10 protein-coding genes are annotated in these 12,740 nt (G+C 70.1%); 6 read left to right on the top strand and 4 right to left on the bottom strand.

Translation table 11 applies throughout. The features are described from left to right. Positions 1–35 precede the first annotated feature (35 nt). Positions 36–1,313 carry an MFS transporter gene (locus tag CG740_RS20140; protein WP_100576573.1) on the bottom strand — a complete coding sequence of 426 codons (1,278 nt, stop codon included), beginning with the start codon at positions 1,311–1,313 and terminating at the stop codon, positions 36–38. An 80-nt stretch (positions 1,314–1,393) separates the two neighbouring features. Here CG740_RS20140 and CG740_RS20145 point away from each other — a divergent pair, with 80 nt between their 5' ends. From CG740_RS20145 to CG740_RS20160, 4 genes are all read left to right on the top strand, one after another. Beyond that, positions 1,394–2,317, top strand: coding sequence for a LysR family transcriptional regulator (locus CG740_RS20145; RefSeq protein ID WP_100576674.1), 924 nt, complete (start codon positions 1,394–1,396; stop codon positions 2,315–2,317). Positions 2,318–2,523: 206 nt separating this feature from the next. Beyond that, entirely contained in the window at positions 2,524–3,936 is a 1,413-nt protein-coding gene (locus tag CG740_RS20150) for an RICIN domain-containing protein (protein WP_159030357.1), read from the top strand. Between the two features lie 272 nt (positions 3,937–4,208). After that, entirely contained in the window at positions 4,209–4,787 is a 579-nt protein-coding gene (locus CG740_RS20155) for a GNAT family N-acetyltransferase (protein WP_100576575.1), read from the top strand. A gap of 553 nt (positions 4,788–5,340) precedes the next feature. Beyond that, positions 5,341–8,109 carry an N-acetylmuramoyl-L-alanine amidase gene (locus tag CG740_RS20160; protein WP_234376386.1) on the top strand — a complete coding sequence of 923 codons (2,769 nt, stop codon included), beginning with the start codon at positions 5,341–5,343 and terminating at the stop codon, positions 8,107–8,109. A gap of 242 nt (positions 8,110–8,351) precedes the next feature. On the opposite strand, the gene CG740_RS20165 is transcribed toward CG740_RS20160, so the two are convergent. Together CG740_RS20165 and CG740_RS20170 are read right to left on the bottom strand one after the other, a co-directional pair. After that, entirely contained in the window at positions 8,352–8,888 is a 537-nt protein-coding gene (locus tag CG740_RS20165) for a hypothetical protein (RefSeq protein WP_100576577.1), read from the bottom strand. Positions 8,889–9,502: 614 nt separating this feature from the next. Then, positions 9,503–9,814 carry a helix-turn-helix domain-containing protein gene (locus CG740_RS20170; protein ID WP_100576578.1) on the bottom strand — a complete coding sequence of 104 codons (312 nt, stop codon included), beginning with the start codon at positions 9,812–9,814 and terminating at the stop codon, positions 9,503–9,505. A gap of 64 nt (positions 9,815–9,878) precedes the next feature. Here CG740_RS20170 and map point away from each other — a divergent pair, with 64 nt between their 5' ends. Next, on the top strand, positions 9,879–10,661 hold the full coding sequence (gene map / locus CG740_RS20175) for a type I methionyl aminopeptidase (protein WP_100576579.1): 783 nt from the start codon (positions 9,879–9,881) through the stop codon (positions 10,659–10,661). Between the two features lie 175 nt (positions 10,662–10,836). Here the strand turns inward: map and CG740_RS20180 are convergent, their stop codons facing one another. Next, complete coding sequence (locus CG740_RS20180; protein WP_100576580.1) at positions 10,837–11,691, bottom strand: alpha/beta hydrolase; 855 nt, start codon at positions 11,689–11,691, stop codon at positions 10,837–10,839. A gap of 92 nt (positions 11,692–11,783) precedes the next feature. Here CG740_RS20180 and CG740_RS20185 point away from each other — a divergent pair, with 92 nt between their 5' ends. Next, a complete protein-coding gene (locus CG740_RS20185) occupies positions 11,784–12,722 on the top strand; it encodes a LysR family transcriptional regulator (RefSeq protein ID WP_100576581.1) in 939 nt (312 codons plus the stop codon). The last annotated feature ends 18 nt before the right edge of the window (positions 12,723–12,740 follow it).

The raw sequence follows: 12,740 nt of genomic DNA on the forward strand, positions 1-12,740 counted from the left end.
GAGCGCCACGCACAACCCCGGCCGGTACGAATTGGCTAGATGTCCTGGGTTCCCTGGCCCATACCTTTCCGCCGCTCCCCCGCAGCTGCGCGGTCGGCCCGCCGCTCGAACCTCGCATCCCGCAGCGCGAGGTGGGCGGCGAGCAGGATCAGGACGGCACAGCCGGTGAACGCCCCTTCCAGGCCGACCAGTTGGGAGCAGACGCCGACGGCCAGTGCGCCGATGCCGGTGCCGGCGTCGTACGCCATGTTCCACAGCGTGCTCGCCCGCCCGTGCCCGCCCTGCCGCGCCCGCCGGAACATGACGACCAGGGTGTCGTTCTGGAGCGCTCCGAAACCGGCGCCGTACAGCGTCGCGGCCACGGCGGCGACCACCACGGCGCCGCCGTCGAGCGCGGCCGCCGCCCCGAAGCCGCCCATGCCCACCGCGCACGCCAGCATGCCGGGCACGAGCAGACGCCCGAGGCCGGCCCGGTCGTTGACGACACCCGCGGCCCACCGTCCGGCGACCACGGCGGCCGACAGCAGGAACAGGGCCCACGGCGCGGCGGAGGGGCGTTCGAGCGCCAGGGGCAGGAAGGACGTCACACCGCCGAGCGCGCAGGCGGCGACGATCAGGAGGACGAACGGGCCGGCCAAGTGCGAAGAACCCCCGCCTGCCGACTCCTCCCCCACCGGGTCATCGCCCCCCGCCTGAGCACCGGCCCGCTCCTCGCGCACGCCGATGCCCGCGGCCAGCGGAGCGGCCAGCACGCTCAGCGCACCCGCGGCGACGAAGACCGTGGTGAAGCCGATGTGCTGGGCGCCCCAGACGCCCAGCGGAAGACACAGCACCTGTGGCAGGCCCACGGCGATGCCGTAGCAGCCGACCCCGCGCCCGCGCCTTTCCGGCGGGACCAGTTCGGCCACCAGCGCGCTCCCGGCGACCGCAACCATGCCGAAGCCCACGCCGCGCACGGCACAGATCGTCAGCACCCAGCCCAGATCCGCGGACACCGGATAGGCGAACGTCGGCAGGCCGAGGAGCAGGGCGCCCTGGATGAGGATCTGGCGCAGCGTGAACCGGGCGAAGAGCCGTCGCATGCACAGCTGAACGCCGACCGTGGTGGCCATCGTCATCCCCGTCGCGGCGCCCACCCCGGTGTTTCCCGCACCCCCCTCCGCCGACCACAGGGGGGTTACGGAGAGCAGGGGCGCGTAGTTGGAGAACGTCCCGAACGTCGCGGCGAGCAGCAGAAGGAAGCTTCTGCCGCCCATACCGGCCGCTCGTCCGGTACCGGCACGGCGGATGCGCTGCTGAGTGGAGGGGCCCATGCCTCCAGTTCTAGGAGCCCTGCATCCATCGCGTCCAACGAACAATTGCGATGCGAACGATCGAGATCTACGATCACGCCGTGGAGCTGAAGCATCTGACGACCTTCACGGCTGTGGCCCGGCACATGAGTTTCACCCGGGCGGCGGAAGAACTGGGCTATGTGCAGTCCAGCGTCACCGCGCATATCAAGGGGCTGGAGCGCGACCTGGACGCGCCGCTCTTCGAACGGCTGGGCCGCAGGGTCGCGCTCACCGACGCCGGGCGCGCACTGCTCCCCCACGCGCAGACCCTGCTGCACGACGCCGAGCAGGCCGCCGACGCGGTGAGAGCGGCCTGCGGCAGCCCGGAGAACGTCCGCGGGACGCTGCGGATCGCCGCGCCCGAAAGCCTCTGCGCCCACCGCCTGCCGCCCGTCCTGCGCGCCCTCAAGGATCGCTTTCCGCTGCTCCAGGTCATCTTCGGACCGGCCAGCCGCGGAGCTCTCCTGGCCGCACTCGGCGAAGGCACCCTGGACGCCGGATTCCTCCTGGAGGAGGAGGTCGGCGGCCCCATGCTGACATCGAAGGTGCTCGGCCAGGAGGAGCTGCGGCTGGTATCGCACCCGGGCCACCCGATCGCGGGGCGCACCCGGGTGCCCACCGCGGACCTGGCCGGGGAAACCCTGCTCCTCATCGAGAAGGGCTGCGCCCAACGCGAGGTGATGGAGCGCGAGTTGGCGTCGGCCGGCATCCACCCGGCCCGCATGGAGTTCGTCAGCACGGAGGCGCTCAAGCGGTGCGCCGCAGCCGGACTCGGGATCGCGCTGCTGCCCGCGGCCGCGGTCGCGGACGAGATCCGGCGCGGCGAGCTCGCACCCCTGGCGTGGACCTACCGCCCGGTCCTCGGCGTCCACCTGGTCCTCCACAAGGACCGGCAGCCCACCGCCGCCCTGCGGACGCTGACCGCACTCGCCGAGGAACGCTGGGCGACCCCCGATGCCCCTGCGAAGGTTCCGGGCGTCTGACAAGAAGCGCCCGTCGGCCCATCCGGCCGTCCCGGCGCCGAGCGGCCGTCGCCTTGCCCGTGTCGAGTACGCATGACGGTCCAGGGACGCCCCGCGTGCCGCCCTGCCGACCGTCCGTCGCACAATTGATGTTCCCCGCCGCCCCTCTGACAGAGATTCAGCTTTCAGCAGGACAGGCACGCCGAAGAAGTCGCTACACACATGGGATGAGTATGTGGACTGCCCTGGAGCCCCCCGCCACCACCGTCGCCCCCGGTGACAGCGCTGCCGTCAGGCTGCGGGTGCGCAATACGGGGGACACCGTCGAGGAGTACCGGCTTACGGTGGTCGGTGACGCGGCCGGGTGGGCGCGTGTCGAGCCGGCCGTGCTGCGGCTCTATCCCGGGGCGGAGGGCGTCGCCGACATCACGTTCGCGCCGCCGCGCACCTCGGACGCGATCGCCGGGCCGAGTGTGTTCGGTATCCGGGTCGATCCGCGTGAGCACCCTCATGAGGCCGATGTCGTCGAGGGGCGGCTGACCGTCGGTCCGTTCGCCGAGATGCGTGCCGAGCTGGTGCCGCGCTCGGTGCGGGGCCGGCGTCGGGCGCGCGGCCGGCTCGCCGTCGACAATCTCGGCAACCAGCCGCTGACGGCGTCGTTCTCCACCCGCGACAACGGTGACGCCGCCAACGTCGAGGCGAACCCCACCGCGGTGCAGGTCGATCCCGGCCGGGCCGGTTTCGCCGAGGTGGAGCTGACCGCGGTGAACGTGAGCTGGTTCGGCGGAACGCGTCAACACCCCTTCACGGTGGGGGTGTTGAGGTCCGGCGATCCGGCTCCGCAGGAGCTGCGCGGCACCTACCTCCAGCCGTCCGTGTTCCCGCGGTGGGTCCTCGCGGTCGGTTCGATCCTGCTGGCACTGCTCGTGGTGTTCGTCATGATCTGGCTGCGACACGACACCGGCGTCAAGAGCCAGGCCGCGGAGCAGGCACCCGCCAAGCAGATACCGCTCCCGCAGGGCTCGCAGAGCCCGCTGCCGTCCGCGCCGCCCTCCCCGTCGAACCAGCCGGCCCCGCCGCCGCCGTCGGCCCCGGCCGCACCGGCGCCCAAGCCGAAGCCGGAAGGCGGCGGCAGCGGTGGGGGCGGTGGTGGCGGTCCGAAGAAGCCGCAGTACGACCCCACCAAGCTGGTCCGGATCCAGTCCGGGCTCGGGATGTACCTGACGACGAAAACATCCGACAGCCGGGAGGGACGGAACGTCACGACTTGGCGCGAGATCAAGGACAACCCCACGTGGGACCAGTACTGGTACGTCCGGCCCCTGCCACGCGACGAATTCGCCTTCACCTCCTCCTCGGAACCGTGGGCCGTCATCGACAACTTGCGGGAGGGCAACCAGATTCAGATGTGGGGCGCGGTCGGGCGTGAGGCCAGCCTCATCAACGGGCAGATGACGAGCAACCAGAAGTGGTCGATCCAGCCGATCGCCGGGGCGGACGGGTTCGTCCGCCTGGTCAGCAAGGACGACGGATGGTGCATGTCCGACCTGTCGCCCAACGACAACGTGCTCCAAGTCGCCGAAGTCCGCCCTTGCGGCGCCCTCCCCGCCGACCAACAACGCTGGCGCATAGTCCCCTGAACAACCTGAACGGCCTGAACGGCCTGAACAACCTCAACGGCCCGAACGGCCCGAACAACTCGCGCATCGCGGCAGTCTGCCTGTCCACCACTGCCGCGATGTGCGGGCCTACCCGGACGTCGATGCCGCTTGGCGGTCCTCCTCTGGGGCTCCCATGGTCCTAGCCCCTACCCTCAACCACTCGCCCAATCCGCCTCTGACGCCTGACACATGGCGCATGGCGCCTGATACATGGCGCATCGGCGTTCGGATGCGTCACGCAGAATCAGGGCATGCGGATCCTGTCGTTCCCCGAAGAAGCCACTCCCTGCGAGCTGCGTGTCCAGGTGCTGGAGCTCCAGCACCAGGCCTGGCCGTCCGACGGCGACGGTCCAGCACCGGGTGCGCCGACCCACGACCCGGCGCTGAAGCCGTTGTCGATGCTCCTCATGGACGGTGGCCGTGTGCTCTCCGCGCTGGACATCCTGTCCAAGGAAATCGTCCACGCTGGTCAACGGTTTGCGGCAGGTGGGTTGAGCACGGTCGTGACGCATCGGGAGGCACGCGGGTCCGGGCATGGGCGGCGCTTGGCAACCGCGGCGCGGGACATGATGATCGCCCGGAATCTGGACTTGGGGCTGTTCACCTGTGACCGCCCTCTTCAGGCGTTCTACGAGAGCGCGGGCTGGCACCTTCTTCCGGGCACGGTAGTGATAGGTGGGACGCCGCGCGCCCCCTTTCCCAGTGACCGGCTCGGCTTCGACAAGGTCACCATGGCGGACTTCTTCTCTGCCGCGAGCAGGCAGGCCCAGGCATCGTTCCAGCACACCCGCATCGAGCTGTATCCAGGCGAGCACGACAAGCTCTGGTGACTTCGCCACGGATCAATGGCGGCCGGCGAACCGGGGCCGACGCGGTGACTCGATGCGCCGGAGGCCGGCGCCCGGCGGCGCTGCGCTCATGGGCGGTCCGTCGCGCCACCCCGCCCACCGAGGGCGGTGGCACGGTGGCCCGCCGGGGTGGAACGACGATCTCCGACGGGAGGTGATCACCCCTCAGCGCCCCTCAGCGCCCTTCACGGCCTTCACAGCGCTCACACATATCGAATCGTTACCCAGGGGCCGGAACCAGCCTCTCCACGGAGGAATCTGGGAACGATCAGGGCCAAATCGGACGCCACGGTGGCCGAAACCGACACTGCGGCTGCCCGCGGCAGCCACCAGGTGGCCGGTAACCGGGCCCCAGCCAGACCTACTTGATCTCACCTCGTGTTCACCGCTGCTAGCGTCCTGACTGTCTCAGACGTGACACATAGGGGGGCGCTGTGATGCGCCGGAAGATCGAGGCAGGTCGTTGACTCGTACACACCGCCGGTCGGGGAAAGCTCTTCCCATTGGCATAGCGGCGACGCTCATCGCGGGCTCCGTGGCGGCCATCGGAACGTTCGCGCTGGCGGATCCGTCCAGCAGTGCGGCTGCTGCGCTGGATCCGGCCGCTGGACTCCAGCGGGAGTTCGCGGCCGCCGCGCAGGAGTTCCACGTCCCGCAGAGCGTACTGATGGGCGTCTCCTACCACTTGACCCGGTGGGAGACACACCAGGGGCAGCCCAGTACGGCCGGGAACTACAACGTCATGGGTCTGACCCAGGTGACGGCCAAGGACGTGGAGGAGCCCACCCGGGCGGAGCGGCTGTCGCATCTGAACCTGAGCGGCGATCCGGCCCGGATGAAGAAGTTCAACCCCTCCCGGGCCCTACAGGCCAACAAGGACCAGGCGGACACCGCCGATCCCCGGTTGCACACGCTCGACACGGCAGCCGAACTGACCGGTAAGTCGGCCGAGGCGCTGCGCACCGACCGGGCGGAAAGCGTGCGAGGCGGCGCTGCGCTGCTGGCCGCGTACGAGAAGGAGGCCACCGGCTCGCTGCCGAAGGACGCGGGCCAGTGGTACGCGGCCGTCGCCCGCTACAGCCAGGCTCCGGACGCCAAGGGCGCCCAACTGTTCACGCAGCGGGTCTTCCAGACCATCAACCGCGGCAGTAGCCGGGTCACGGCGGACGGGCAGCGGGTCGTCCTGCCCGCCGACCGGTCGGTCACCCCCGTCAAGCCGGCGAAGATGAAACTGGCCACGACGTTCGCCAGTACCGCAGCCGCTCCGACGCCCGAGTGCCCGGCGGGGCTCAACTGCGACTTCCGGCCCGCCGCGTTCAAGCAGAACAGCAAGGACCCGGCGGACTACGGCAACTACGACGTCACCAACCGTCCCGCCGACGGCGTCGACATCCGCTACATCGTCATCCACGACACCGAGGGCAGCTACGACAGCTCGCTGAGTGTCTTTCAGGACCCGACCCAGTCCGCCAGCGCGCACTACCTCATCCGCGCCTCCGACGGCCTGGTCAGCCAGCTCGTCCCCACCAAGGACACCGCCTGGCAGGCAGGCAACAAGACCCTCAACATGCACTCGATCGGCATCGAGCACGAGGGCTACGCCATCAAGGCGGGCAGCTGGTACAGCGAGACCCAGTACGAATCGTCGGCAGCGCTGGTGAAATACCTGGCCACCCGATTCAACATTCCGCTGGACCGCGAGCACATCATCGGTCACGACGAAGTGCCCGGCCCGCTCGACGCCAACGTCGCCGGCATGCACTGGGACCCGGGCCCCTACTGGGACTGGAACCACTACTTCAGCCTGATGGGGGCGCCGACCGGTGACGGCGGTGCGGGCAGCCCGGTCGCGGTCGGCCAGGAGATCACCATCGCTGCGCCGTTCACGACGGCCAACCAGCCGACCATCGTGTACTGCTCCCCCGCCCCTTGCACGACGCAGGCGCCCCACCCGGCGAACTTCCTCTACCTCTACTCCGACGCCTCCACCAGTTCACCTCTGATCTCGGATTCCTATCTGCGCGGTGGTGCGACCGGCACCACCCAGGGCCCGGACTGGGCCGCCAAGGCCGTCACCGGAGGCCGCTACGTCATCGCTGCGGTCAAGGGTGACTGGACGGCGATCTGGTACGGCGGTAAGCAGGGCTGGTTCTACAATCCCGGCGGCCAGCGCACCGCCCCCGTCGGCACCACCGGACAACCGGTCGTGACACCGAAGGCTGGGCTCGCCTCGATTCCCGTGTACGGCAGGGCCTACCCGAAGACCGCCGATTACGCCGGCACCCAGGTGCCCGTCCAGACGGACACGGACAAGGCGCTGACGAAGTACGCCGTCAAGTCGGGCCAGGCATACGTTCCCGCCGGCCCGGCCGTGGCCGGGGACTACTTCTACGCGATGAACTACGACAACAGCGCACCCGGCGACCACAAGCTCGTCACCGGAACCACGAAGTTCATCCCGATCCGCTACAACCACCGCCTCGCCTGGGTCCGCGCCGACGATGTGCAGCAGATCTCCAGCACCCGGCCGGCGAACGGTGCGACGCGCTCCGACCTGTTCGCCCGTGACAGCGCCGGCACGCTCTGGCAGTACCAGGGCAGCGGCGCGGCCGGCGCCCCGCTCCTGTCCCGCTATCGGGTCGGGGGTGGCTGGCAGGCCTACGACGCCCTGATCGACCTGTCCGGTTTCCGCGCCAACGCCACCGGCGACCTGATCGCGCGAGAGCCCTCCGGGACGCTGTGGTACTACAAGGGCACCGGGAACATCGCGGCCCCCTTCGCCCCTCGGATCAAGGCCGGAACCAACTGGCAGATCTACAACAGCATCGTGGGCGTGGGCGACGCCACCGGGGACGGCAAGCCGGACCTGATCGCCCGGGACCCCGCAGGCAGACTGTGGCTCTACCGCGGCACCGGCAACCCCGCCGCCCCCTTCGCCACCCGCAGCCAGATCGGCACCGGCTGGCACATCTACAACACGCTGGTCGGCGGAGGCGACCTGACCGGGGACGGCAAGCCGGACCTGATCGCCCGGGACCCCGCGGGCAAACTGTGGCTCTACCGCGGCACCGGCAACCCCGCGGCCCCCTTCGCCACCCGCAGCCAGATCGGCACCGGCTGGCAGATGCACAATTTCATCGTCGGCACCTCCGACCTGACCAACGACGGCAAGCCGGACCTGGTCGCCCGCGACACCTCGGGCAACCTCTGGCTCTACCGCGGCACCGGCAACCCCGCCGCCCCCTTCGCCACCCGCAGCCAGATCGGCACCGGCTGGCAGATCTACAACACCCTCATCGGCTGACACACCGGCCGGCCTGCAACGCTCACACCGCACTCCCTCCGCGCCCGCCACACGGCACCCGCTCACACGGGGCCGTCTGGCGGGCGCCCGCGCGTGCAGGACGCCCGCGCGTGCAGGGCGGTTGCCCTATGCCCCTGGCTCACGTCCTGCCTTGACGCACCGTCAATCACACCGGCCGGAAGAAGCCGCTGTCAGCAGAAACGACCTGGACCCGCAGCAGGAACATGATCGGCCGGACAGACCTAGCCGACGCCGGTGACGGACAGCGCGGTCGTCCAGTCCGTGGCGATGGCGCGACGGGCGTCGTCAAGTCCGACCTGGCCGTTGCAGACCGCGGACTTCAGCTTGTTCTCCACGGTGTCCTTGTTGCCCGCGGTCTTCCCACCCGTGCTGTAACGGGGCTCGGGCCACAGGTTCTTCGGATCCCGGGGGGCGCCGCCGAGCTCCAGCGGGACGAGGTGGTCCTCCTCGTAGTCGGCGGTGGAGGTGTCGCTGTAGCCGTACGCCGTGATCTGCTGGACCTTCAGGGGGTTGGTGTAGGAAGTCGGGGGGCGGACGGTGCTGGTCCAGCCGGAGACGCAGATCGTGGACCCTATGGTCGCCTGGGTGACGTCCGGGTTGTAGGCGCCCGGCTGGCAGACCGGGTCGGGCAGCGGCAGGTAGGACTGCGAACAGGAGGCGGCCGGGGCGGCGTGCGCGGTGGCGGTCGAAAGGACCAGCCCTGCCGCTGCGAGGGCCAACGCGCAGGAGGCGGCGGCAAGTTGGCGTATGTGGTGCATGTGGGGGGCTCCGTCGGTCGGTGCTCGGCGTCGTGTGCCGGGCGACTGACGGCATGACACCATCGGCGCGGTCTATGCGAGTAGAGCCGGGAGATGAACAACTGGCAACCTGCGCAACCCTTACCCCTTCATGGGGCGGCCCTGACCCGGTGTTGAGGCCCCCTTGGGTCCGCATTCATCCACAACGGCCAGCCCCTCACAGGAGAGCGCCCCCCAGCCGCGGTGAAGAAACGGGGCCACGCGTGGCCCCAGTGCGCGTCGGTCACTCCCCCCTCGCCGTATACGGTCGGCCGCGAGCAGATAGGCCACTGGGGATTCGCGCTTCAGTCGGCGGGCTTGGTTCACCCTCTGGCCGAGATGGGGCAGGACCGTGACACCTGCGGTCGCACCTGCCACCGCCCATCGTCCGTCGGCGGCTGCCGCCGCGCCGAGCACTGTCCCGGCAGCGGCGAGATGACCTCGTCGAAAGCGTCACTCACCGCGGTTAGTCAGCACCGCTCGGCGTGATGTCCACGATGAAGTCGGTCTCGGCCCGTATTCGGCGGACGAACTCACTGTCCGCGCCGCCTATGGCTCCATGTGTCCAGCGCGTCATCTTCCGTGGGGAGCGGGTGTTACGACACCAGCGAGCGATGCCGTACGGCAGGCAGGGCCGGCTGATCCTCCGCGGTTCGCTCCGTCCGACCGCTCTCGATCTCGGCCCAGACGGCGTCGAGAGACAGGCCGAGGGTGTCGGCGATCGCTGCGATGGTCGGGAAGGCAGGGGTGGCCACACGGCCCGATTCGATCTTCCGCAGGGTTTCCGGCGAGATGCGCGAGGCGAGCGCCACGTCCAGCATGGAGCGGCAGCCCCGGGCCCGACGGAGCAGGGCGCCCAGGCGCTGTCCGCGTTCTACCTCGGCGGGGGTGAGCGGCAACCTGACCATGACCCCATTCTAATACCGGTACAGTTACACCGGTATAGTTATTGGACACACCTGCGAGGTCCCCATGATTGAAATCCTGAACTCCGCGCGACTTGAGCGAGCGAAGGACACCGGCGCCCTGGTCGGGAACATCCTGCACGCACTGAGGCAGCGCAGCACGGTCGGGACGAACCTGCTGGACATCGACCAGTGGGCCAAGGAGATGATCACCGAGGCGCGAGCACAGTCCTGCTACGTCGACTACGCGCCTTCCTTCGGGCGCGGCCCCTTCGGTCACTACATCTGCACGGCCGTCAATGACGGAGTGCTCCACGGGCGGCCCCACAACTACACGCTGGCGGACGGGGATCTGCTGACTCTCGACCTCGCCGTCGCCAGGGGCGGGGTGGCCGCGGACGCCGCGATCAGTTTTCTGGTGGGCAAGGCCAGGCCGGCGGAGAGCGTCGCCATGATCGAGACGACCGAACGCGCACTCGCCGCCGCCATCGCCGCCGCCAAGCCCGGCGCGCGCATCGGGGATCTCTCCCACGCCATTGGCACGGTTCTCAGCGAGGCGGGCTACCCGATCAACACCGAGTTCGGAGGCCACGGCATCGGCTCGACCATGCACCAGGACCCCCACATCGCGAACACCGGACGGCCAGGCCGCGGATACAAGCTGCGCCCCGGACTGCTGCTCGCCCTGGAACCCTGGGTCATGGCCGACACCGCCACACTCGTCACCGACGCCGACGGGTGGACGCTGCGCAGCGCGACGGGCTGCCGGACCGCGCACAGCGAGCACACCATCGCCATCACCGACGACGGAGCCGAAATTCTCACCCTGCCCACGCAGGCACGCCCATAGGAGGGCTCCGCAACAGGGCGCTGAGGCTCGGCCGGACCGGCCGAGCCCGACCTACGCGAGATCAGCAACGCGATCTTGTACGCGGACCGCACCGACGTGGCGTGCAGTGGCGCCGGTTACCGCACGGCTCCCCATGGGAACCGTGTCGCCGCCCCCGGCACGAGGCGTCCACTGCTCACGTCAGCAGGGCCGCGGCGAGTTCACGGGGTCGGGCGGCGAACGGGCTGTGGCTGCCCGGGAGGGTGCGTACGGTGAACGGGTTGGCGGGCATGGCCCGGTCGGCTTCCGCGATCATGAGATCCTGCACGGCTGTCGGCAGCGCTCGATCGTCGGCGCAGCGCAGGAAGGTCCGCGGGACGCGGCCCCACCGTTGCGGAGTCACGATGACCGGGGTGGTGGGGATCGCCAGCGGCAGGTCGGGGCTCAGCGCCGAGCGCCAGCGGTCGAAGCGGTCCAGAGGGGTGTCGTGGTAGTGGGTCTGCCGCAGTTCCTCGACGTAGGCGGTGTCCTGTGAGAGCGGGTTGATGCGCACGGCGCCCAGTACTGCGGGGTCGCCGAGGTTGAGGCTCCGGCCTCGTGCCGTGGCGTTCTGAATCGAGTCGAGATAGTCGAAGAAGCGGGGCCGCGCGGCGGGCACGAAGGCCGAGAGGTAGACGATCTCGTCGACGAGGTCGGGGGCGCGCTCGGCAGCCAGTGACGCGGGGCCGCCGCCCGCGCTGTGCGCGACGAGCACGACGCGACGGTGGTGGCGTGCTTGGCGCAGCGTGTCGAGGACGGCCTCGGCGCAGTCGTCCATCGTCACGCCGGCGAGCGCGGACTTCTCGGTCAGCAGGCCTGGCTGGCCCGGCTGGAGGTATCCGCTGGGCAGAGGCGCGTCGAGGCCGTGTCCCGGCAGGTCGACGGCCATGCTCGCGGCGCCGAGTCCGGCGAGTGCGCGCTGCGTCGCCGCCCACTGCCCGGAGCCGTGCCAGGCCCCGTGCACGAAGACGAAGACGGTGCGGACGGTGCCTGGGAAGGAAGAATCGGTCATGACCGCATTCCACGCGACCCATCCCCGATCATCCAGCAAAAGATCTGACAAGCTGGCTGGCGATACCTGTGAGATATGGCCGGGAGGCTGACGTGGAGGCGCGGCATCTGAGGTACGCATTGGCCCTCGCCGAGCACGAACACTTCGGCCGAGCGGCTGGTGCGCTGGGCATCGCGCAGCCTCCGCTGTCCAAGCAGATCGCCGACCTCGAACGGGAGGTGGGTACCCGCTTGTTCGATCGCACCCGCCAGGGGGTGTTTCCGACGGTCGCGGGCGCGGCCTTCCTCTCGCGGGCGCGCAGAGCGCTCGACGAGATCGCGGCGGCCGCGGTCGACGCGGCCAGGGCAGCACGCGGCGAGACGGGCCGACTGCGCCTGGGTTTCATCGGCTCGGCGCTGCTCGAACCCCTGCCGGACGTCCTCGGCCGGTTCGGCCGGGAACGGCCCGACGTGCGGTTGGAGCTGCATGAGATGGCGACGAACCGCAGCACGGCCGCGCTCGTCGCCGGCGAACTGGACCTGGCGATCGGCCTCGGCCGCCCGCGGGGCGTCGGGGCCGAGCAGCTGGTATCGGTGCCTGTCGGACACGACCACCTGGTCGCGGTCGTGAGCGGCACGCACCCGTACGCGGGGCAGCCGGCGGTGGACGTGGACCAACTGCGGCGACAGCCGCTGATCGTGGCGTCGGGCAAGGATGAGCCCGCCATCGCCACCGCGCTGCGGACCCTCCTGGGCAAGGACTCCCCGGCGCTCTCCGGCGCGACCGTCGCGAGAGACATCCACACCATCATCGGCTTCGCCGCCTGCGGGGTGGGCGTCGGCCTGGGCCCCTCGCGCATGCTGGCGGCCCCGCGACCGGGCACATGGTTCTGCGAGGTGACCCCGCGCACGCCGCTACCCGATCTGGTCCTGTCCTTCACTGCCCGGGACCGTTCCCCGGCATTGAACGCCTTCCTCGACGTCATCCGCACGAACTGCCCCGACGTCGGTGCCGCGCTCGACCACCGGCTCGGCCCCCGCGGACCACAGTGAGCATCCGACCCGCCTGCC

This window comes from Streptomyces sp. CB01201 (genome assembly GCF_002803085.1).
In the GTDB taxonomy this organism is placed as follows: domain Bacteria; phylum Actinomycetota; class Actinomycetes; order Streptomycetales; family Streptomycetaceae; genus Streptomyces; species Streptomyces hundungensis.

Bases quoted from the DNA above. Each gene is read 5' to 3' on its own strand.
- CG740_RS20140 (WP_100576573.1), bottom strand. From the start codon at position 1,313: ATGGGCCCCTCCACTCAGCAGCGCATCCGCCGTGCCGGTACCGGACGA.
- CG740_RS20150 (WP_159030357.1), top strand. From the start codon at position 2,524: ATGAGTATGTGGACTGCCCTGGAGCCCCCCGCCACCACCGTCGCCCCC.
- CG740_RS20155 (WP_100576575.1), top strand. From the start codon at position 4,209: ATGCGGATCCTGTCGTTCCCCGAAGAAGCCACTCCCTGCGAGCTGCGT.
- CG740_RS20165 (WP_100576577.1), bottom strand. From the start codon at position 8,888: ATGCACCACATACGCCAACTTGCCGCCGCCTCCTGCGCGTTGGCCCTC.
- CG740_RS20170 (WP_100576578.1), bottom strand. From the start codon at position 9,814: ATGGTCAGGTTGCCGCTCACCCCCGCCGAGGTAGAACGCGGACAGCGC.
- map (WP_100576579.1), top strand. From the start codon at position 9,879: ATGATTGAAATCCTGAACTCCGCGCGACTTGAGCGAGCGAAGGACACC.
- CG740_RS20180 (WP_100576580.1), bottom strand. From the start codon at position 11,691: ATGACCGATTCTTCCTTCCCAGGCACCGTCCGCACCGTCTTCGTCTTC.